This window comes from Sinorhizobium sp. Y406, from assembly GCF_058732025.1.
Genome location: NZ_CM178974.1, coordinates 2,588,216 through 2,610,080, shown reverse-complemented (window position 1 = coordinate 2,610,080; position 21,865 = coordinate 2,588,216). Strand labels below are relative to the sequence as shown.

The 21,865-nt window shown below is 64.0% G+C and carries 18 protein-coding genes; 7 read left to right on the top strand and 11 right to left on the bottom strand.

Annotated features, from left to right (window positions below; genetic code table 11):
- Positions 1-4 precede the first annotated feature (4 nt).
- Positions 5-250 (top strand): hypothetical protein, encoded by a 246-nt coding sequence (locus AC4P1R_RS12520; protein ID WP_069459315.1) that lies wholly within the window; start codon positions 5-7, stop codon positions 248-250.
- Here the strand turns inward: AC4P1R_RS12520 and AC4P1R_RS12515 are convergent.
- The 7 genes from AC4P1R_RS12515 to hutF form a co-directional block, all read right to left on the bottom strand.
- Positions 242-817: a HutD/Ves family protein gene (locus AC4P1R_RS12515; protein WP_069459316.1), complete on the bottom strand. Its 576-nt coding sequence runs from the start codon at positions 815-817 to the stop codon at positions 242-244. The two genes, AC4P1R_RS12520 and AC4P1R_RS12515, sit on opposite strands and share 9 nt — an antisense overlap.
- 4 nt (positions 818-821) lie before the next feature.
- Positions 822-2,147 carry a YjiH family protein gene (locus tag AC4P1R_RS12510; protein ID WP_069459220.1) on the bottom strand — a complete coding sequence of 442 codons (1,326 nt, stop codon included), beginning with the start codon at positions 2,145-2,147 and terminating at the stop codon, positions 822-824.
- 36 nt (positions 2,148-2,183) lie between these two features.
- The gene (locus AC4P1R_RS12505) at positions 2,184-3,683 is read right to left on the bottom strand and encodes an HAL/PAL/TAL family ammonia-lyase (RefSeq protein ID WP_069459221.1); all 1,500 of its coding nucleotides are present in this window, start codon (positions 3,681-3,683) and stop codon (positions 2,184-2,186) included.
- The gene (locus tag AC4P1R_RS12500; protein WP_069459222.1) at positions 3,676-4,503 is read right to left on the bottom strand and encodes a quaternary amine ABC transporter ATP-binding protein; all 828 of its coding nucleotides are present in this window, start codon (positions 4,501-4,503) and stop codon (positions 3,676-3,678) included. The genes AC4P1R_RS12505 and AC4P1R_RS12500 overlap by 8 nt, the downstream gene beginning before the upstream one ends.
- Positions 4,496-5,353, bottom strand: a complete 858-nt coding sequence (locus AC4P1R_RS12495; RefSeq protein ID WP_069459223.1) for an ABC transporter permease — start codon at positions 5,351-5,353, stop codon at positions 4,496-4,498. The genes AC4P1R_RS12500 and AC4P1R_RS12495 overlap by 8 nt, the downstream gene beginning before the upstream one ends.
- A gap of 192 nt (positions 5,354-5,545) precedes the next feature.
- The gene (locus AC4P1R_RS12490; protein WP_069459224.1) at positions 5,546-6,580 is read right to left on the bottom strand and encodes an ABC transporter substrate-binding protein; all 1,035 of its coding nucleotides are present in this window, start codon (positions 6,578-6,580) and stop codon (positions 5,546-5,548) included.
- 34 nt (positions 6,581-6,614) lie between these two features.
- Complete coding sequence (gene hutF / locus AC4P1R_RS12485; RefSeq protein ID WP_492177045.1) at positions 6,615-7,991, bottom strand: formimidoylglutamate deiminase; 1,377 nt, start codon at positions 7,989-7,991, stop codon at positions 6,615-6,617.
- Positions 7,992-8,126: 135 nt separating this feature from the next.
- Here hutF and hutC point away from each other — a divergent pair, with 135 nt between their 5' ends.
- Complete coding sequence (gene hutC / locus AC4P1R_RS12480) at positions 8,127-8,870, top strand: histidine utilization transcriptional repressor HutC (protein ID WP_069459317.1); 744 nt, start codon at positions 8,127-8,129, stop codon at positions 8,868-8,870.
- Positions 8,871-8,896: 26 nt separating this feature from the next.
- Positions 8,897-11,824 carry an aminotransferase gene (locus tag AC4P1R_RS12475; protein WP_492177044.1) on the top strand — a complete coding sequence of 976 codons (2,928 nt, stop codon included), beginning with the start codon at positions 8,897-8,899 and terminating at the stop codon, positions 11,822-11,824.
- 24 nt (positions 11,825-11,848) lie between these two features.
- Here AC4P1R_RS12475 and AC4P1R_RS12470 read toward each other — a convergent pair whose 3' ends face one another.
- Entirely contained in the window at positions 11,849-14,902 is a 3,054-nt protein-coding gene (locus AC4P1R_RS12470) for an aminotransferase class III-fold pyridoxal phosphate-dependent enzyme (protein ID WP_069459227.1), read from the bottom strand.
- A 148-nt stretch (positions 14,903-15,050) separates the two neighbouring features.
- Between AC4P1R_RS12470 and AC4P1R_RS12465 the strand changes: the two genes are divergently transcribed.
- On the top strand, positions 15,051-15,488 hold the full coding sequence (locus AC4P1R_RS12465) for an Lrp/AsnC family transcriptional regulator (protein ID WP_151611580.1): 438 nt from the start codon (positions 15,051-15,053) through the stop codon (positions 15,486-15,488).
- Positions 15,489-15,498: 10 nt separating this feature from the next.
- Here the strand turns inward: AC4P1R_RS12465 and AC4P1R_RS12460 are convergent, their stop codons facing one another.
- Positions 15,499-16,437 carry an AraC family transcriptional regulator gene (locus tag AC4P1R_RS12460; RefSeq protein WP_492177043.1) on the bottom strand — a complete coding sequence of 313 codons (939 nt, stop codon included), beginning with the start codon at positions 16,435-16,437 and terminating at the stop codon, positions 15,499-15,501.
- A gap of 254 nt (positions 16,438-16,691) precedes the next feature.
- On the opposite strand from AC4P1R_RS12460, the gene AC4P1R_RS12455 reads away from it, so the two are divergent.
- Positions 16,692-17,735, top strand: a complete 1,044-nt coding sequence (locus tag AC4P1R_RS12455) for an NAD(P)-dependent alcohol dehydrogenase (RefSeq protein ID WP_069459230.1) — start codon at positions 16,692-16,694, stop codon at positions 17,733-17,735.
- 25 nt (positions 17,736-17,760) lie between these two features.
- Here the strand turns inward: AC4P1R_RS12455 and AC4P1R_RS12450 are convergent, their stop codons facing one another.
- Together AC4P1R_RS12450 and AC4P1R_RS12445 are read right to left on the bottom strand one after the other, a co-directional pair.
- Positions 17,761-18,225, bottom strand: coding sequence for an Lrp/AsnC ligand binding domain-containing protein (locus tag AC4P1R_RS12450; protein WP_069459231.1), 465 nt, complete (start codon positions 18,223-18,225; stop codon positions 17,761-17,763).
- A gap of 21 nt (positions 18,226-18,246) precedes the next feature.
- Complete coding sequence (locus tag AC4P1R_RS12445; RefSeq protein ID WP_069459232.1) at positions 18,247-19,410, bottom strand: M20 aminoacylase family protein; 1,164 nt, start codon at positions 19,408-19,410, stop codon at positions 18,247-18,249.
- 152 nt (positions 19,411-19,562) lie between these two features.
- Here AC4P1R_RS12445 and AC4P1R_RS12440 point away from each other — a divergent pair, with 152 nt between their 5' ends.
- The gene (locus AC4P1R_RS12440; RefSeq protein ID WP_492177747.1) at positions 19,563-20,672 is read left to right on the top strand and encodes a D-alanyl-D-alanine carboxypeptidase family protein; all 1,110 of its coding nucleotides are present in this window, start codon (positions 19,563-19,565) and stop codon (positions 20,670-20,672) included.
- Positions 20,673-20,695: 23 nt separating this feature from the next.
- Positions 20,696-21,853, top strand: a complete 1,158-nt coding sequence (locus AC4P1R_RS12435) for a CobW family GTP-binding protein (RefSeq protein ID WP_069459233.1) — start codon at positions 20,696-20,698, stop codon at positions 21,851-21,853.
- Positions 21,854-21,865: the final 12 nt, after the last annotated feature.

Here is a 21,865-nt window from a genome sequence, read left to right as displayed (position 1 = left end):
GGGCGTGTGGGCAATTCTGACCGGCGCATTTCTGGTAATCTGCGGGCTCCTCTACATGATGGCAGAGGCGCTCAGCCGACGACGGCTGAGCAAGGAGCCTGATCCGGCAGTGGAGCCGAGGCAGAGCCTGGAGCCGCGGCGGCAGGGCCTGCGTTTCCTCGGTGTCGGGCGCAACTGGCCCGGCGTGGTGCTGATGTTTATCGGGGCGCTGCTTTTACTTTACGGCGCCTTCCTCCCGGAACTAGCCTGACATCATCTCGATCAGGAACACCTCTGACGCGATATCAGCCGAGAGGGTCAGGGCTATCGGTTGCTGTAGGATGGCGGTGTCCAGCGCATGCAGGGTCGCGGAAACGCCTTCGGTGCGAAGCGCGACGCTGCCTTTATGGCAGAAGAGCAGGATTTCCCGGGCATTGGTGGAGATCGGTAGCGAACCCTCGACATGCAACTTGCGCACCCGGTGCTTGAGCGCATGCCGCCGCGTCATGACGTTGAGGTCGGTGACGGGGCCGTCCGCCAGCCTCGATGATGTCGGCACGTCGGCGGGGAATGAAAGCGGCGGATCCGCGACCGTCAGCAGCTTCGGCGGCCGTCCCTCTATGACAAGCGTCAGGCCGTGGCCCTCGAGGACCGACAGCGTGCGGTCGATCCCCGGGAAGCTGGAAAAGGCGCCGTCGGCCGCGACGGTCGCCATGCTGACGCGCCAATCGAAATCCGCGAGCGTCGCCCGGTCCGGGGAGACGGCGATCTCCACCGTCTCGCCGCCGCCGTTCTTCCACGGCATGCGCCTGTATTCGATCGCGCGCAGGATTCGCATCATCTCAACCGAGCCATCCCATCGCCGCACCGATCCAAACGATCGGAGCAGCAACCAGTATGCTCAAAGCGACGCGAATATACCAGATCACCAGGAGATTCCGGAGACTGAGCGGGATCGACGTCGCCAGCATGCAGGGGATGGAGGCCGAGAGGAAAAGCACCTGGCTCACCGAAACCACGGCGGCGAGGAACTTCAGTTGCGGCGCCGCCTCCTTGAGAAGGATGGCGGGCAGGAACATTTCCGCCAGCCCCGAGGCGAGCGCCCTGGCCGCCTGCATCGGCTCGCCGACCTGGGCGACCCAGGCGAAGGGGTAGAGCGTCAGGCCGAGAATGTCGAAGATCGGCGTGTATTTGGCGGCAAGGAGGCCGATCAGCCCGACGGCCATGATGCTCGGCAGGATCAACGCGGCCATGCGCAGCCCGTCGAGGAAGCTTTCGCGCAGGAGCCCCGGCAGGCGCTTGGCGGAGGCCGCCTGCTCAAGTCCCGTCTCGATGGCAACGCTCAGGCGGTTGCGCCCAGCCGGCAGCGGCTGGTCGCGATCGCCTGCATGCGGAAGCCCTGCTATTGGCCAGACGCGCGCGGAGATCGCCGATACGAGGAAGGTGACCGCGAGCGTCGACCAGAAATAGAAGTTCCAGACGTGCATCAGCCCGAGCGTCTTGGCGATGATGATCATGAAGGTGGCCGAAACGGTGGAGAACCCGGTGGCGATGATTGCCGCCTCGCGCACCGTATACTTTCCCTCGCGGAACACCCGGTCGGTGATAAGCAGCGCCAGCGAGTAGCTGCCGACGAAGGAGGCGACCGCGTCGATCGCGGACCAGCCCGGCGTGCGCCAGATCGGCCGCATGATCGGCTGCACCAGCACGCCGGTGAATTCGAGAAGGCCGTAGCCGACCAGAAAGGCTAGCGCGAGCGCGCCGATCGGCACTATCAGGCCGACAGAGAGCACAAGCTTGTCGAAGAGGAAGGGCAGCATGTCGGGCGCAAAGATCGCCGCGGGGCCGATGCCGGCGAGGTAGAAAAGGGCGAGCGCCAGACCGATAACGCGCAGCACCGAGAAGACCGCATCCGTCGCCGACTTCCGCCAGGTCTTTTGCACGAAGGGAGCAAAGGCGCCATAGGCCATCAGCAGGCAGACGAACGCGATCGCCACCGGGCGGGCGCCGGTGGATATGGCGCTTGCCGCATGGTCGAGCAGGATCGTCGATTTGCCGCTCAACTCGACCGGCACGAAGAACAGGACAATGCCCAAAAGGCTGCAGAGGACGAGCCGCAGCGCGGCCATGCCGCGCGTGCCCCTTGCCGCCGTGGTGATATGCGTCATGTGGTTTCCTCCCTTATGCGATTGAAGTGCTGCGTCTCACGGTCCGATCGCGTCTGCATCGCCCTGCATCAGACGTTGCATCCGGTCGAAATCTTCGTTCATCGGACGATCATCGCGATAGATCGGGATCGCCGCGCGAATGCAGCCGTGAAGTGCGTCGGTGCGTTTCGCCCTGCCTCGCGCCCGTGGGTGCAGATCGTAAGCCTGGGCGGCGGCAAGCAGCTCAATGGCCAGGATCCTTTCGAGATTGTCGAGGATTGAGAGGACCTTCCACGCCGCAGGTGTCGCGTGAGTGAGTATGTCTTCCTGCAGCGCGGAAGTGATCCCGCCGTCGAGGCTTGCCGGCGCCGCCAGGCGGCGGTTCTCCGCCACCAGCGCGGCTGCCGTATATTGCGCGATCATGTAACCCGAAGACACGCCGCTGTCTTCGGCAAGGAAGGCGGGAAGACCGCTCACCAGCGGATTCACCAACCGGTCGATGCGACGTTCCGAAATGGCCGCCATCTCCGCCGCGGCGACGGCGAGGCTGTCCATGGCGAGTCCGAGTGCTGCGCCAACGGCATGCGCCTGCGAATGCACCTCCGGGGCCTCCGGCGAACCGGAGACGACGGGATTGTCGGTCACGCTCGAAAGTTCCCGGTCAACGATCGCGGCGACCTGCTCGAAGACATCGCGGGCGGCGCCATGCACCTGTGGCACCGCTCTGAGACTTAAGGGATCCTGTGTGCGGCTGCCGGCCGTCGCCGCGAGCATCGGGCTTCCCGCGAGCCAGTCGCGCAAGCTCTGGCCGACGGTCTGAAGACCGGGAGATTGTCGGAGAGCCAACGATGCTTCGGCAAAGGCATCGGCCTGGCCGCCGAGATTTTCATAGGTCATCGCTGCGGCCGCATCCGCCCAAGCGAAAAGCCTCTCCATGCGCGCGAGCGCCACCGCCGTCAGACCCGTGGCACAGGGGGTGCCGTTAACGAGGCTGAGGCCCTCCTTCGCTTCGAGCCGTATCGGCTCGAACCCGATGCGGGCAAGGGCTTGCGTGCCGTTCAGCATTTCCGCCCCCTGCATGGCTGAGCCATGGCCGATCAGGACGAGGCCGATGGCGGCGGCATGGGTGAGATAGCCCACCGAACCGCGCGACGGGATCAACGGAACGATGCCGGCATTGAGGAGGGCAAGAAGTGCCTGGACGGTTTCAAGCCGGACGCCGGAATAGCCGTGGGCGAAGTTGGCGATTTGTGCCGCCATTACGGCGCGAGCTTCGACTCGGCGAAGAGGAGCGCCGACGCCGCAAGCGTGACTGAGAATGATATTGCGTGAGAGCGACTGCTGGTGTTCGCGGCCGATCACGACGTCGCACAGCGCCCCGACGCCGGTGTTGATACCGTAGCCGCGGACGCCGCGCTCGACAAGGCCATCGACGATGCGGCGGGCATGGACGATCCGTTGGCGTGTAGTCTCCGACAGGTTCAGATGACCACCTTCGGAAACGGCAGCGATCTCTCGCCAGGTCAACGGTCCGTCGATTTCGATGGTCTCAGCCATTAGCTTCGGGCCTTCCCATCCGGCGCTGGACGAAGCGGGCGACATAGTCGTTGGCCGGGTTGTCGAGGATATCGTCCGGCGTGCCAACCTGAACGACACGCCCGTCCTTGAGGATCGCGATTTCGGAGCCGATGCGCAAAGCCTCGTCGAGGTCGTGGGTGATGAAGACGATCGTCTTTGCGAGGTTCTGCTGAAGCTGTAGAAGCTGGTCCTGCATGTCGGCACGGATCAGCGGATCGAGAGCGCTGAAGGCTTCGTCCATCAGGATCACATCGGTGTCCGCCGTGAGCGCCCGGGCGAGGCCTACGCGCTGCTTCATGCCGCCGGAGAGCTGATGCGGGAATTTGGCGTCGTAGCCTGAGAGGCCGACCGTCTCGATCCATTTCATCCCGATGTCGCGGGCGTCGCCTTTGGACACGCCGCGCACGCGCTGGCCGTAGACGACGTTCTGCAGGACGGTGCGATGCGGCATCAGTGCGAAGCTCTGGAAGACCATGCTGACACGTCGCATTCGGAAAGCGCGCAGCGCCCTCGCGTCAAGCTCGAGGATGTTGCTGCCGTCGAAGAGGACCTCGCCGCTCGTCGGTTCGATCAGCCGGTTGATGTGGCGCACCAGCGTCGACTTGCCGGAGCCCGAAAGGCCCATGATGACGAAGATCTTGCCGGCACCGATCTTGAGGCTGACATTGTTGAGGCCGACACTACAGCCGGAGCGGGCAAGGATGTCGGCCTTGTCGAGGCCTTCCTTTGCCATGTCGAGCGCCGCCTTCGTATTGCGGCCGAAGATTTTGTAGACGTTGCGAATCTCGATATCAGCCATCGCGGGCGTCCTCCGTGCCGGGCTTGCCAAAGCCTTGGGTGATGCGGTCGAGCACGATCGCGAGAATGACGATGCCGATGCCAGCTTCCAGGCCCTTGCCGACATCCAGGGTCTGGATGCCGTTCAGCACCTGTTCGCCGAGGCCGCGTGCGCCGATCATCGAGGCGACGACGACCATCGACAGGGCCATCATGATCGTCTGGTTGAGGCCGGCCATGATCGTCGGTGTCGCGAGCGGCAGTTCGACCCCGAAAAGTATCTGCGTCGGGCTGCCGCCAAAGGCGGTAGCCGCTTCGACCACCTCGCCGTCGACCTGACGGATGCCGAGGTCGGTGAGACGGATCAGCGGTGGAACGGCATAGATGATCGTGGCGAGGATCGCCGGCACCTTGCCAAGACCGAAGAGCATCAGCGCCGGAATCAGGTAGACGAAGCTCGGCATGGTCTGCATGACATCGAGGATCGGCAGGGTAATGTGGCGGACGGCGCGGCTCTTGGCGACGAGAATGCCGGTCGGTACGCCGATCACCACCGAAACGAGAGTTGCCATCAGCATCAAGGCCAGCGTCTGCATCGTCAGGTCCCAGAGCCCGAGCACGCCGACGGCAAGGAGCAGCGTTCCCACCGCAAGCGTCAGCGACCACCGCCGCGAACTTTGCCAGGCGAGCGCCATGAAGGCGAAAATGACGAGCCACCAGGGCAGCCCGCGCAGAATCCATTCGATGAACAGAACCGCCTTCAGAATGACGCCGCTGATTGCTTTGAAGACCCAGCCGTAATTGGTGACGAGCGCCTGGATGAACTCATTCACGGGGGCTCGGATAGAGAGATTGAGAGAGTCAGGAAACATCGGAACCGTTCCTTGCTCTACGGCGCCCGCGCGTCCCTTCAGACGTGCAAAGGTCGCTGTAGGACTTTGAATCGCTGCACGGTCCTTCCTTGAACCGGCCAGGATCAAGGAAGCATGCAGTGGCAGCAGGCTGCGGCCACTGCGTCTCTCCAGCCGGAAAGACGCGGTGCGCGCCTGCGGTTACCCGTGACGCTACTTGAGGCTTGCCTCGATCTTGCTGCGCGCTTCGTCGCTGACCCAAGTGCCCCAGATATCGGCCTTGGTCTTGAGGAACTCCGCTGCAGCTTCGGCCGCATCGACCTGGTTATCGGCCATATAGGCGAGGCTGCCGTTGACCTCCTCCAGCGGGAAGGTCGCTTTTTCGAGGATCTCTACGATTTCCGGAGCTTCCGAAGCGAAGGTGCTGTTCACGCCATAGGCGACGTCGACCGTGGGAAAGGCGCAGCCCTGATCGCGCTTGCCGTTGGCGCTGCTCAATTCCTTCCAGCAGGCTTCGTTGTAGGCGGGCTCTTCCAGTTGGACGAGCTTGAATTTGCCCATGATTGCGGTCGGCGACCAGTAGTAGAAGAGGATCGGCTCACCCTGGAGATAGGCGGAGGTGATCGCCGAGTCGAGCGCCGTGCCGGTGCCCGGCCGGAAGTTCACATAGGACTGGTCGAGCTTATAGGCTTCGAGCTTGGCGGAACTGACACCTTCGCAGGTCCAGCCGGATGGGCAGTTCAGGAAACGGCCCTTTGAGGGCTCCTCCGGGTCCGCGAAGACCTCGACGATCTTCGGATCGGAAAGTTGGGAGACGCTTTTGAGATCCGGCGTCTTGGCTTCGATATTGCGCGCAGGATCGCCGTGGACCACATAATCCGGCACGAACCAGCCTTCGCTGGCGCCAACGAATGTCTTGCCGATGGCGACGACCTTCTTTTCCTCCACCGCCTTGTTCCAGATATCCGAACGGCCCAGCCATTCCTCGGCGAAAATCTGAACGTCGTTGTTGGCAGTCGCCTGCTCCAGCGTCACGGAATTGCCGGGGATGGAATCGACCTGGCAATCATAGCCCTTGGAGAGGATCGTCTTCATGACCTCGGTAATGAAGGCGCCGCTTTCCCAGTCTATGCCGGCGAAGGTCACGGTCTTGCCGTCGCCGCAATAGGAAGCATTGGCCGTGCCGGCGGAAGCCGCGAGCATCAGAACCGCGGCGGTGAAGGTGAGTTTCGTTGTGCTGATTGGCATGCGTATTCCCCTTTTTTGATCGATGGTTCGACTGCTATTTCAGCTTGTTGAGGACCCGCGCGAAGGCGCGGTCGATGTATTCCTCCCGGTCGTGGCGTCCGTTACGGATCTTCCATTGGCCCCCGACCATGACGTCGCGGACCGCCTCGCCGCCGAGTGCAAAGAACCAGCGGTCGAGAATCTGGTTGCCGCTTGCCGCGGCGATGTAAGGATTGGCGCCGTCGAGAACGACGAGGTCCGCGCGCGCGCCGACGGTGAGGCCTCGCGGATCAATGCCGGCCGCTTGCGCGCCGCCGGCAAGTGCCGCATCGAAGATCGTTCTCCCGACCGAGGCGCCGGGGCCGGCGGCGAGGCGGTTTCGGCGGCGGTCGCGCAGCCGCTGGCCGTATTCGAGGAGCCGCAGTTCGTCCGACACACTGGTTGCGACATGGCTGTCCGTGCCGATGCCGAGCCGACCGCCCGCGGCGAGGTAATCGACGGCGGGAAAAATCCCGTCGCCGAGATTGGCCTCGGTTGCCGGGCAGAGGCCGGCAACCGCCCCGGACTTCGCCAGTCGCCCGGTTTCCTCCACCGTCATGTGCGTCGCGTGAATGGCGCACCAGCGCTCGTCGACGGGCATCTCGTCGAGCAGCCATTCGACCGGACGCCGCCCGCTCCAGGCGAGGCAGTCCTCGACCTCGCGGATCTGCTCGGCCACATGGATGTGGATCGGGCCGGAAACCGGGGCCGCGTCCAGGATCGCGCGCATCTCTGCCGGCGTTGCGGCGCGCAGCGAGTGGATGGCGTAGCCGAGCTCGGCACCGTCCTGCCGGGCGGCGGGAACGAGACGGTCGATGAGGGCGAGGAAGCGATCCGGATCGTGCAGGAAGGGGCGCTGCCCCGGATTGGGTGCCGCGCCGCCGAAATTGGCGTGGGCGTAGAAGACGGGCAGGTGGGTGAGGCCGATGCCGGTCGCCTGTGCGGCGGTCAGGATGCGCAACGACATTTCCGCCGGGTTGGCATAGGGCGTGCCGTCGGCGCCGTGATGAAGATAGTGGAACTCGACCACACGGCCGAAGCCGCCTTTCAGCATCTCGACATAGAGCTTGGCGGCGATCGCCTCGACATCGTCTGGATTGACGAGGCCGACGGTGCGGTACATTTCCTCGCGCCAGGTCCAGAAGCTGTCGTCCCCAGCGCCCGCGACCTCGGCAAGGCCGGCCATGGCGCGCTGGAAGGCATGGGAATGCAGGTTGGCCATTGCCGGGAGAAGGGGGCCGACGACGCGCTCGTCCGCTGCGTCCGATGCCTGGTTCGGCTCGATCGCGGCGAGGCGGCCGTCATCGCCGATCGACACGGCGACGTTTTCAGCCCAGCCCGTCGGCAGGAGTGCCCGTTCGGCAAAGAGCCGTTGCGCGGGATGCCTCGCCATGCGCCGTTCCCCCTGTGCGTGGTTGTATATGGAACTATAGGTATTTTGTGGTGGCGCGCAAGCGTAAAATCGAGCAAAAGAATGGCTGATTTGCCGATGGCAGGCCGGCCGGGTGCCGGCGAGACGGAGCAACATATGACGCCAATGGAGCGCAAGAGGGAGCCTGCCGCCTTCGATGAGGGACCGGTACCGCGCTACGAGGCGGTGAAGCAGTTCATCCGCAGCCGCATCGAAAGCGGCGAATGGCCGGCGCACCACCGCATCCCCTCCGAAAATGAGATCGTGGCGGAACTGCGCGTCAGCCGGATGACGGCGAACCGGGCGCTCAGGGAGCTTGCGAGCGAGGGCGCGATCACCCGCGTGCAAGGTGTCGGCTCCTTCGTCGCGGCGAGCAAGGGCAGCAGTGCGCTTCTGGAGGTCCGCAACATTGCCGACGAGATCCATGCGCGCGGCCATCTGCACAGGTCGCGGATCAACCTGATGCAGGCGGTGCCGGCGAGCTCCGAGGTGGCGGACGCTCTGGGGCTCGCGACGGGCGGCCGGGTTTTCCACTCGATCATCGTCCATCTGGAGGACGACGTGCCGATCCAGATCGAGGACCGCTTCGTCAACCCGTCCGTCTGCCCCAACTATCTGAAGCAGGATTTCGAGAGCACGACGCCGAACGCCTACCTGACATTGGTGGCACCGATCACCCGCACCGAGCAGATCGTCGAGGCGGTGCTGCCGAAACCCTGGGAGTGCAAGTTGCTTGCGATCGGTCGCAACGAGCCCTGCCTGATGATTCGCCGCCGGACCTGGTCCGATACCGCCAATGTCACCGTGGCGCGGCTTCTTTACCCCGGCACCCGCTATCGGCTCGAGGGCATGTCCCAGTAGAATCGCGCAAATACGGAAAACGAACGATGGAAGAGCAACCGCTGAAGCGCCGCACCGAGCTTAAACGGCCGCAACTGTCCGCCGAAGAGGCGAGCGCGATCCTGTCGGAGCATTACGCTGTCTCCGGCGAACTCGTCGAGCTCGGCAGCCAGCAGGACCAGAACTATCGTGTAGACGCGCCGGAAGACCGCTACGTCCTGAAGATAGCGAGGGCGGAATATGCGCGCGTCGAGCTGGAGGCGCAGAATGCGGCCTTGGCTCATGTGGCCGGAAAGGCTGGTGCGCCGAAAGTGCCGCGGGTGGTGCCGTCGCATGGCGGCGAGGAGATCGTCCCCGTCACCCTCAGCGGCGAGGCCTATCAGATCCGACTCCTCACATTTCTCGACGGCAAGCCGCTGACGGGCCGCAAGCACCTGGCCATGGAGAGCGTGGCCGCGCTTGGCGATATCGCCGGACGGCTGGCGGTTGCGATGCAGGATTTCGATCATCGGGGCCTCGATCGCGAACTGCAATGGGACCTGAGAAAGGCAGGGCCGGTGGCGTTGCACCTGCTTTCGGCCATGACGGACGGGGAATTGCGCAACCGCATCGCCGAAGCGATGGTCGGCGCCATGCGGCGGCTGCAGCCGCTGATGCCGGAGCTGCGCGTGCAAGCGATCCACCAGGACGTGACCGACGACAACGTCGTCGGCCGCGCCGACGGCAGCGGCCGCCTCGTGCCTGAAGGCGTCATCGATTTCGGCGACGTCATGAGGGGCTGGGTGGTTGCGGAGCTCGCGGTCGCCTGCGCCTCGCTGCTGCATCACGCGGACGGCGACCCCTTCGTAATTCTCCCGGCGGTGAAAGCCTTCCATACAGCTTACCCGCTGACCGATACCGAACTCGAGGCGCTCTGGCCACTGGTGGTCGCGAGGGCCGGCGTGCTGGTCGCAAGCTCGGCGCAGCAGCTCGGGATCGATCCGGACAATGCTTATGTCCAGCACAATGCCTCCCATGAGCGAGAAATCTTCGAGGTGGCCGTCTCCGTCCCCTCCGACCTCATGGATGAGGCGATCCGCCAGGCCGTCGGCAAGGAAGCGGCGAAGACAGTCCCGGCCATGGAGGCCCGCCTGCTGCCGGATATCGATCCGGATCATGTCGGCATCGTCGATCTCTCGCTGCTCGGTTCGCATCTACCCTCAGACCGCTGGCAATACGAGGACACCGAGGCGCTGCTCCTGCAGTCGGCGGCGCGAGCGGCGGGCGCTGCCGCCACGCGCTACGGCGAATTCCGGCTGACGGAGACGCGACTGCTTCAGGCTCAGGCGCCGCGGACCTCGGCGCTCGGCGTCGACCTTTGCCTGCCCGGGCAGACGGCGGTCCACGCGCCCTTTTCCGGTCGGATCGTGGAGCGTCAGGGCAGGCTTGTGCTTTCGGACGAGCGGCTGCATCTCCACCTTCTCGGCGTCGATCCGACGGATACTGGCAGCGATACGGTCGAGGCTGGTGCCCGCATCGGCACGACCTTTGGCGATCCCGGGGCACTCGGCTTCATGCGCGTCCAGCTCTCAACGGTGCCGGATCTCGACCCGCCGGCCTTCGCTGCGGCGCATCAGGCGAAAGCCTGGCGGCGGCTCTGCCCGTCGCCCGCCGCGCTTCTCGGTTTCGATTGCGACGCGCCCTTGCCGGATGCGGCCGGGCTCCTGCAACGGCGCCGGCGCCATTTCGCACGCCCGCAGAAGAACTATTACCGCAATCCGCCCGAGATCGAGCGCGGCTGGAAGGAGCATCTCTTCGACATCGAGGGGCGCGCCTATCTCGATATGCTCAACAACGTCACCATCGTCGGCCACGGACATCCGCGCCTCTCGGCCGCCGTCGGGCGGCAATGGTCGCTGCTCAACACCAATTCCCGCTTCCACTATGCGGCGGTCACAGAGTTTTGCGAGCGGCTTGCGGGGCTGGCACCGGAAGGTCTCGACACGGTCTTCCTCGTCAACAGCGGCTCGGAGGCGAACGATCTCGCCATTCGTCTGGCCTGGGCCGCTTCCGGCGCTCGCAACATGATTTCGCTGCTCGAGGCCTATCATGGCTGGACGGTCGCCAGCGACGCGGTCTCGACCTCGGTCGCGGACAATCCGGAGGCGCTGACCACAAGACCCGGCTGGGTGCATCCGGTCGTCTCGCCGAACACCTACCGCGGTCCGTTTCGCGGCGCTGGCTCGACTGGTGACTATGTCGCGACAGTCTCGGCCAAGCTCAGTGAACTGGAAGAGAAAGGGCAAAAGCTCGCCGGCTTCATCTCCGAAACCGTATACGGCAATGCCGGCGGCATTCCGCTGCCGCCCGGCTATCTGGAGGCGGTCTATGCCATGGTCCGGTCGCACGGCGGTGTCACGATCGCCGACGAAGTGCAGGTCGGTTATGGACGGCTCGGGCACTATTTCTGGGGCTTCGAGGAACAGGGCGTGGTCCCGGACATCATCACCGTCGCCAAGGGGATGGGCAACGGCCATCCGCTCGGCGCCGTCCTCGCGCGCCGCGAAATCGCGGAGGCGCTGGAGAAGGAAGGCTATTTCTTCTCCTCCTCCGGCGGAAGTCCGGTCAGCTGCGTCGTGGGCACGACCGTGCTCGACATCCTTCACGACGAGGCGCTGCAGGACAACGCCCGCACGGTCGGCAGCCATCTCAAGGCGCGGCTGCAGGCACTTATGGATCGTTTCCCACTCGTTGGCGCCGTTCACGGCATGGGACTCTATCTCGGCGTCGAATTCGTCCGCGACCGGGAGACCCTCGAGCCCGCGACCGAAGAGACGGCAGCGATCTGCGACCGCCTGCTGGAGCTCGGCGTCATCATGCAGCCGACCGGCGACCATCTGAACGTGCTCAAGATCAAGCCGCCGCTCTGCCTCAGCCACGAGAGCGCCGATTTCTTCGCCGACATGCTGGCGAAAGCGCTCCGGGACGGCTGGTAGCGCGTACGCCGCGGCGTCATTCGCTCAGTCCGTTCCGGTCAGCACTGCCGCGAAGGTTTCGTCGAGCACGTTGATCAGGTGATCGGCGTCGCGTCTTGAGAAAATCATCGGCGGCCGCATCTTCAGAACACTATCGTGCGGTCCCTCGGTGCCTAGCAGCACGCCCCGTCGTCGCGCTCCGTTCGAAACAGCCCGGGCGATCTCGGTCGCGGGCGCTTTCGTGTTCCGATCCGCAACCAACTCGATGCCAAGAAAGAGACCCAGGCCGCGCACGTCGCCGATCACCTCGTAACGCTCCTGCATTGCCCGGAACTCAGCGAGAAGATAATTGCCGATCGTGAGTGCATTGCGGCGCAGGTCCTCGGCCTCGATTATGTCGAGGACGGCGAGGCCGACCGAGCAGGAGACCGGGTTGCCGCCGAAAGTGTTGAAGTACTCCATGCCGTTGTTGAAGGATTGGGCGATCTCGCGGGTTGTGACGACCGCCGCCAGCGGATGCCCGTCGCCGATCGGCTTGCCCATGGTGACGATGTCCGGAACCACGTCTTGCGTCTCGAAGGCCCACCAGTAACTGCCGACCCGGCCGAAGCCGACCTGCACTTCGTCGGCGATCGTAACGCCGCCGGCCTCGCGCACGATCCGGTAGACCTCCTTCAGATAGCCCTTCGGCAGGAACACCTGGCCGGCGACGCTCGGGACCGACTCGGCCATGAAGAACCCGGGCCCATCGCCTCTGGCCTTCATCGCGTCGATCAATTCGGCAACGCTTTCGGCAAAACGCTTGCCATGCTCTTCGGCCGGCCAGTCCGGCGGCGCGTGATAACCATCCGGTATGCTTGCGACATGGACATGTGGCTTCTGTCCTTGGCCGCCCTTGCGACGGAACTTGTAGGCGCTGAGATCGATCAGTTCCTGCGTCGTGCCGTGATAGGCCCAATCGAGCACGATCGCGTTTTCGCGGGCCGTATGGGTGCGTGCAAGGCGCAGCGCTAGGCTGTTGGCTTCGGAGCCGCTGTTGACGAAACCGGCGACGGTCAGTGCCCTTGGCATTGTCGCGGTCAGCCGCTCCGCATAGGCGACGATATTGTCGTGCAGGTAGCGCGTGTTGGTGTTGAGCATCGCCGCCTGGCGTGCCATCGCCTCGACGACCGCCGGATGGGCGTGGCCGACGTGGCAGACATTGTTGAAACAGTCGAGATAGGCACGGCCGCGGTCGTCGATCAGCCAGACGCCTTCGCCGCGCACGAACTTGATAGGCTTGTCGTAGGAGATCGCGAGGTTTGGTAGCAGCAATTCCCTGCGGAGCCGGACGATTTCCTCATGCGGGCGGCCGGTCCGCGCGTAGAATTCCGGTGCAATACCGGCGAACGTGGCGGCATCGGGGAATAGTTCCGCCCAGACATCCAGGTAGTGCTCCTCGCCCACGCCGAGGATCTCCGTCGCCGCCAGGCTCGTGTCGGTCGAGATCTGCAGATGCAGATGCGGCGCCCAGCCGCCGTTTTCCTCCGGCGTACCGATTTCGCCGACGAGCGCGCCGGCTTCGAGCCGGTCGCCCGGCTTCAGGCGACCGAGAGCTTCGTGGGCAAGATGCCCCCAGAGCGTCACGAAGGGCGGGCAGTGCTCCGGCTCGTGGCGGAGCGCGACGAGGCAGCCGTAGCCGAGCGGATCCTTTTCGATCTCGATGCTGACGACGGTGGCGGCGAGTGGTGCGTGGAGCCTGGTACCGGCGGCCATGAAGAGGTCGAGGCCGAGATGACGGGTGCGGCGCGTGGCTTCGATGAGATGGGAAACGAACATCTCGCCCGAATAGACGGTGCGTGCTTCGCCCCAGGGGCCGATGCCGAGTTCAACGCCCGCCGTCCCGCAATGCGCCTCCCAAATCGACTGCGCCTCATGCGGCCGCTCACCTGCCGAAGCGATGGTCATCGGATGGGCGGGATTGCCATAGGGCACGACGTCGGCGGGATAGGCTGCTGCCGGGCGCTCGAAGATCGGGGACAGGCTTTTGCGGTTCTGCTGGATCCACACGGCAACAGCCCGCGCGCCGGCAACCGCCTCGAAACCGCAGGCGCTGCGCAAGATGGCGGTGGCGAAACGCGGGTTCATGGCGTCGAGCTTGCGCAAAAGCGCCCAGGCCGGTTTCTCGCTGACGCCGAGATAGGGGTTTCCCTCTGTCTCGGCCCGGCGCGAGGCGGACATCGTGACCGACGCCACCAGCCGCATGGCAATCAGGTCGAAGAGGAGATCGATTTCCTCTTCCAGAAGCGGGTACTCGGTGTGAAAACCGCGGGCGATCGCCGCAGCGGCCCCGATCGGGTCGGCATGGTCGAGCCCTGCATAGGCGGCGGCAATCGCCACTTCGGCAATGACGGGCGCGTAGAGGGCGTCACCGAAGTCGATGATGCCGGCGATGCGATCGTGATCCTGCTCTTCGACCAGCACGTTCCAATCATTGGCGTCGTTATGGATGATCCCCGCGCGCAGCATCGAAAGCTGCGGCGCGACCCGGACTTCGAAGCGGGCGAGGAAGCGTTGAAGAAGCGCGCGGTCGCCCTCATCGGCCACATGTTGCAGCCGGTCGGCGGAGCGTCCGGCATTGCGAATGTCCCAGTCGATGTCGCGCAGCGCACCCGGGTGCATGAAGCCCTTAAGGGCGGCGTCGAAGCGGCCGAGCATGCGGCCCAGCGAGTGAAGTGCCGCGTCGCTTCGTCGGGACCGGGCGAGCGGCATGCCTGGAAGCCAGCTGACAACCCGCAGCCTGTGGGTGAGACCAGACGCGCCTTTGGCCTCGGCAAAGCTTTGCCCGAACAGCGTCGGATGCGGGTGCGGCACGGGAAGGTCGCCGGCAATTCCGCCGAGATGATTCAGTAGTACCGACTGGAAATCGCTTTCGATCTCCGGCTCGGCCGCATTGATGATCTTCAGAACGTAGGTCGCGCTATCGGCGGTGACCTTGAAGTTCTGGTCCCGTTCGCTGTCGAGCGGCGCGAGCGTTCCCTCCAGGCTGAAATGTTGTGCAAGGAGCGCTTTCGCTTCGGCAGGGGAAAAATTCGGCGTGGTATTCAGCATCTCGTCCAAAAGCCCTCGTTTTGCGGCGAGAGTGACATGCCCAACGACGCACCGCATCCGGCATTTCGCTGGTTGTGCCGGCACTCTGTTTATTCTAACCGTCCTTTTGTCGGCGCTCTGATGAGCAGGGGCGGAGCACGGAGGGTGGGAGGCACCATTGCAGAATATCGATGCGACCGACCGGTCGATCCTCAGCATTCTCAGCCGTGAGGCGCGCCTCCCGATGAAATCGCTTGCCGGCCGTATCGGTCTGTCGCGCAGCGCCACGGCGGAGCGCGTTGCACGGCTGGAAAGAGCCGGCGTCATTCGCGGCTATCGCGCTGATATCGGGCAGTTGGAGGAGGGCCAGATCGAGGCCTTCCTGCTGGTGACGCTCAAACGCACGCCCTCTGTCGGCGTGCTCGACAGGCTCGCCGGCTTTCCCCCGGTCCGCCGCGTGTCCTCCGTCAGCGGTCAGCTCGATCTGGTGGTCGAGGTCAAGGTGGCGTCGATCAATGCCTTGAACGAGTTGCGCAATGAGGTGGCGGGGCTCGACGAGGTCGATGATCTGACGACATCGATCGTCCTGCGGCGCGAAATCGAGCGAAGCGGATGACCGGCATGCTCTATCCTTCGCTCAGCATCTCCGGCTCGCCCCTCGAGCGACCGAACAGATTGCGGCGGACGCGGCCTATGTCGCGGGCCGGCGGGTCGCCGAAGTGGCGCGCATATTCGCGGCTGAATTGCGACGGGCTCTCGTAGCCGACTCGATGACCGGCGGCGCCGGCGTCGAGGCGTTCCTGCAGCATCAGCCGCCGCGCCTCCTGCAGGCGAAGCTGCTTTTGATATTGCAGCGGGCTCATGGCCGTGATCGCCTTGAAATGATGATGCAGCGAGGAGACGCTCATGTTCACGCGGCCTGCGAGTTCCTCGATGCGCAGGGGGGTGGCATAATTTTCCGTCAACCAGGCGACGGCGCGGCCGACCTGGTGCGGATAGCTCTCGGCCGTCGCCATCTGCCGCAGCTTGGCACCATGGGGTCCGATCAGCAGCCGGTATAGGACTTCCTGTTCGAGGAGGGGCAGCAGGACGGCCGAGTCCTCGGGGCGATCGAGCAGTCGCATCAGGCGCAGTGCCGCGTCCTCCAGGTCGCTTGTCAGCTTGTTGACGGTCATCCCGCGCGGCGAGGCTGGCAACGGTGCCGGTGCGTCGCCTATCCTGTCGACGAGCTCCGCGATCTTGCGCACGTCGATTTGAAAACTCATGCTGAGATAGGGTTCGTCCGGCGTCGCGACGATCTGCCAGGATACAGGCAGATCGATCGAGGTCACGAGATAGTCGGAGGCCCCATAGGTCAGCGTTTCCTCGCCGAGCATCAGGCGCTTGGCGCCTTGTACGATGATGGCGAGACCTGGCCCGTAGGAACCGCAACTGACCTCGGCGAAATTGGACGACCGATGCACGGCGAGACCCGGAACGAATGTCGAAAAATGGCCATCCGTCACGGCCGTTCGGGCAATGATGTCGATCATCTCCTGGCGTGGCGATTTATGCGTGACTGACATGTTCTGCGGTCTTTCCAGTGGCTTGGGTGGTGGCGGGCTCGATAACAGATAGCCGTTCGAGCCAATTCCGTCAGCGCTCCACGACCGTTCTTGCAGGATCGTGCAAGAATCTTGCAGGATCAAGCTACCGCAATCCACGGCAGAGACAGCATAGTGCGACCTGCCGCCCGCGTCCATCGTCGCCACGCGCGGGCCCCCACAGGCGCCGCGCGCTCCCGAGCCGGCGCCCACTCCAAAACATCAAGGATAGACCCATGGCCATTGCTAGAGGATATGCCGCGACCGATGCGTCGAAGCCGCTCGCGCCCTTCACCTTCGAGCGCCGCGAACCGCGCGAAGACGACGTGGTTATCGATATCAAATTTTGCGGCGTCTGCCATTCCGACATTCACCAGGCCCGCAACGAATGGGGCAATTCGATCTTCCCCATGGTGCCCGGCCATGAAATCGTCGGCATCGTGCGGGCAGTCGGTCCCAAGGTGACCAGATTCCGGATCGGCGACCGCGTCGGCGTCGGTTGCTTCGTCGATTCCTGCACCACCTGTGCGGCCCGCGACCTCGACCGCGAACAGTATCTGCCCGGCCTCGTGCCGACCTATAACGGCGTCGAAGCGGACGGAACGCCGACCCAGGGCGGCTATTCCGATCACATCGTCGTCAAGGAAGGCTATGTGCTCTCCATTCCGGAGAATCTGCCGCTCGACGCGGCCGCGCCGCTTCTCTGCGCCGGCATCACGCTCTATTCGCCGCTGCGCCATTGGAAGGCGGGGCCCGGCAGGAAGGTGGCGATCGTTGGCATGGGCGGACTTGGCCATATGGGCGTGAAGCTCGCCCATGCGATGGGGGCGGAAGTGACGGTCTTCAGCCAGAGTCTATCGAAAAAGGAGGACGGGCTGAAGCTCGGCGCCGACCACTATTACGCGACGAACGATCCGGAGACTTTCCAGGCGCTTGCCGGCAGCTTCGATCTGATCATATGCACTGTAGCGGCCGAGATCGACTGGAACGCCTATCTCAATCTCCTGAAGGTCGACGGTGATTTCGTGCTGGTCGGCATTCCGGAAAATCCGGTGCCGGTCCATGCCTTCTCGCTGGTGCCGGGCCGGCGCAGCATTTCCGGCTCGATGATCGGCTCGATCAAGGAAACGCAGGAGATGCTCGACTTCTGTGGCGAGCACGGCATCGTCTCGGAGATCGAGAGGATCAAGATCGATGAAATCAACGCGGCCTATGAGCGGGTGATCAGGAGCGACGTGCGCTATCGCTTCGTCATCGACATGACCTCACTTAAGGCATAATCGACAACGCGAAACGGTCCGCTACTCAGATCAGCGGCAGCGGACCGTCATTCTTGATTTCTTCCATTACCGCATAGGTGCGGGTCTCCTTGACGCCGGGCAGCGTCCACAGCACCTGGCCGAGGAAGTTGCGGTAGGCGGCCATGTCCTCGAAACGGGTCTTGACGAGATAGTCGAAACCTCCGGCCACCATGTGGCACTCAAGCACTGCGGGCGCCTGCTTGATGGCGGCGGTGAACTGGTCGAAGACCTCCGGCGTCGTCTTGTCGAGCATGACCTCGATGAAGACCAGGAGCCCGAAGCCGAGCTTGTGCGGATCGAGACGCGCCCCAAAACCGCAGACATAACCTTCCTTCAGGAGCCGCCGCAGGCGCTCACTGGTGGCGGTCGGAGACAGGCCGATGCGGTCAGCCAGCTCGAGATTGGTGATGCGGCCGTCCGCCTGCAGGATCTGCAGAATTCTGCGGTCGGTCTTGTCGATCTGATGCATGTTGCCGCCTCCCCGCGTTCGTCAGGCGGCAAGTCGCGCTTCGGCGAGCTTCACCCAGTAGGAGATGCCGTGCGGAATAACCTCATCGTTGAAATCATAGGCGGGATGATGAAGGCCGGCCGTATCGCCGTTGCCGATGAAGATGAAGGCGCCCGGACGGGCAAGCAGCATGTAGGAGAAGTCCTCGCCGCCCATCATCGGGTCGAGTGCGGCATCCACCTTGCCGTCGCCGGCGATCGTCGCTGCGACTGCAAGCGCATGGGCGGTCTCGTCCGCATGATTGACCGTGACCGGATAGTTGCGACCGTACCAGATCTCGGCTGTCGCCCCATAGGCGCCGGCGAGGCTTTCGGCGATCTGGCGAATTCGCGCCTCGCCCGTGTCGCGCACCTCCGGCGTCAGCGCCCGGACTGTCCCGGCAAGCACGGCCTGTTCGGGAATGACGTTGTGAGCGAAGCCGGCATTGAACTTGGTGACAGAGACGACGATCGAGGCGAGTGGATCGACAGTCCGCGAGGCGATCGTCTGCAGCGCGTTGACGATCTGCGCGCCGACCGTGATCGGGTCGACCGTCTTGTGCGGCTGAGCCGCATGGCCGCCGCGGCCCTTGACGGTGATCGAGAACTCGTCGGTGGAGGCCATGATCGGGCCGACGCGGCTGCCGAACTGGCCGACCGGCATGCCCGGCATGTTGTGCATGCCATAGACCTCCTCGATGCCGAAGCGTTCCATGAGGCCATCCTTGACCATCTCGTTGCCGCCGCCGCCGCCTTCCTCCGCCGGCTGGAAGATGACGGCGACATTGCCAGCGAAATTCCGCGTCTCGGCGAGGTATTTCGCCGCACCGAGCAGCATGGCCGTGTGACCATCATGACCGCAGGCATGCATCTTGCCGGGCGTCGTCGAGGCCCAGGGCTTGCCAGTCGTCTCGGTGATCGGCAGGGCATCCATGTCGGCCCTCAGACCAATGGTGCGGCCGGTGCCGAGATTGCCGCGAATGAGGCCGACGACTCCGGTGCGGCCGAGTCCGGTCACGATCTCGTCAACACCGAACTCCTTGAGTTTCCTTTCGACGAAGGCTGACGTATTTTCCACCGCGAACAGAAGCTCCGGGTTCATGTGCAGGTGGCGCCGCCATTCGGTCACTTCGTTCTGGAGTTCGGCGGCGCGGTTCAAAATCGGCATGATGTATCCCTGTCGGTCTTCGGTGGATGGACGCGCCAGCCAAATCACTGGCCTTTGCCATGTCCTGGCCATATAGGCTAAATAGCGGGACAATACGAGGCAACTGCGGAATTTCGAGGTTTGAGATCGTGACGACGACTGCTCGATTCATGATGTGCAACAGCATTAGGGCCCTGGCCGCTCTTGCGGTCACCTGTGCGGCCATCATGGTTGCGGCCCTGCCGTCCCATGCCAATCCGCGACTCGTCGTCGACGTCAACACACTGAAGGTCTACGAGCATGAGGACATCTTCCAGAGATGGTACCCGGCGTCGCTCACCAAACTGATGACGGCCTATACGACCTTTCGTGCGATCAAGGCGGGGCAACTGGCGCTGGAAAGTGCGGTGGTCATGTCGAAGAACGCAGCGTCCGAACCGCCGAGCAAGATGTTCTACAAGCCCGGCCAGACGATGACGCTCGACAGCGCGTTGAAGATGATGCTCGTGAAATCGGCGAACGATGTTGCCGTGGCGATCGCCGAGACGGTCGGCGGATCGGAACAGGCCTTCATCGATCGCATGAATGCCGAGGCGCGCCGAATCGGCATGACATCGTCGCATTTCGTCAATCCCAACGGCCTGCCCGGACAGGGTCAGTACACGACCGCCCGCGACCTTGCGGTACTGGCGATCACGCTGAAGCGCGAATTCCCAGAATACGCTCCCTATTTCGCCCTGGAAGGCATCACCACGGGCAAGAAGGACTATGCGAATTACAACATGCTGATCGGGCGCTTCGACGGTGCGGACGGCATGAAGACCGGGTTCATCTGCGCGTCGGGCTTCAATCAGGTATCGTCGGCGACCAGGGGCGGCCGCAGCGTCGTTTCGGTCGTGCTGGGCGAAGATAGCCTCGGCGCCCGCGCCGACGAGTCGGCCCGTCTGCTGCAGATGGCTTTGACAAGCGGGAGTGTGGGAAAACCATCGCTCACGCAAATCGCGCCCTACGGCGAAAGCCGCGATGTGACTGCCGATGTCAGCAAGGAAATCTGCTCGAAGGAGGCGGCGAAAATCCGCAGCGAAGGGCGTGACGAGGCCGGGCGGCAGAAGCTGCTCTCACCCTATATCCATGAGATCAACCGTCCGCTGAAACTGGTCTACGCCGGGCTTGTTCCGGGCAGCGGCGAAAAGACTGCAAAGGCCGGCAGCGACGTCGCAGGGCAGGGCGACACCGCCGAAATAGCCAATGTGCCGATTCCCGTGCCGCGCCCGAACCTGTGACGATTGTCCGAAGGAGCTCCGCCATGAACGGTCCATTGCCGGTTGTTCCGGTCTCCATCCTGACCGGCTTCCTTGGTGCCGGCAAGACGACCCTTCTCAATCGTCTGCTGAAGGATCCGGAACTCACCGACACCGCCGTGATCATCAACGAGTTCGGGGATGTGGCGATCGACCATCTTCTGGTCGAGGCATCGAGCGACGGCGTGATCGAGCTTTCCGACGGCTGCCTCTGCTGCACCGTGCGTGGCGAACTCGTCGATACGCTCGCCGATCTCATGGACCGGATGCAGACGGGGCGCATCACGCCGCTGAAGCGCGTCGTCATCGAAACTACGGGGCTCGCCGACCCGGCACCCGTGCTTCAGTCCATTATCGGCAATCCGGTGCTCGCGCAAAATTACCGTCTCGACGGCGTGGTGACCGTCGTCGACGCGATCAATGGCGAGTCGACGATTGCCGGCCATATGGAAGCCATGAAGCAGGTTGCCGTCGCCGATCGCCTCGTCATTGCCAAGACGGGGCTTGCGAAAAGCGAGCAGGTCAGCGCGCTTTCGGTCATCCTCAGAGAACTCAATCCGCGCGCGCCCGTCATCGACGGCGATACGGAGGCGGCCGGCCGGGCAGATTTGTTCGCCTGCGGCCTCTATGACCCCTCGACCAAGGCCGCCGATGTCGGCCGCTGGCTGCAGGACGAAGCCGAAGCAAGTTGCGGCCACTTGCATGAGCATCATCACGAACATGACCATCACCATCATCATGATGGGCATGGGCACCCCTATCGTCACCATGACGTCAACAGCCATGGCTCCGACATCCGCTCCTTCAGCATCATTCACGACCGGCCGATCGAGCCGATGGCGCTGGAGATGTTCATCGATCTCCTGCGCTCGGCCCATGGTGAGAAACTCTTGCGGATGAAGGCGATCGTGGCGGTTGCAGACAATCCGGAGCAGCCGGTAGTGCTGCACGGCGTCCAGACGGTGTTCCACACGCCGGAACGCTTGCCGGCCTGGCCCGATCCCGCCGACCGGCGCACCCGCATGGTGCTGATCACCAAGGGGCTGGAGGAGGTCTTCGTCTGCGACCTTTTCGACGCCTTCACCGGCAAGCCGCGTATCGACCAGGCAGATGCCCAGGCACTCGCCGACAATCCGCTAGCGGTGCCCGGGATTCGGTTCTAAGCCGGTTCCGCA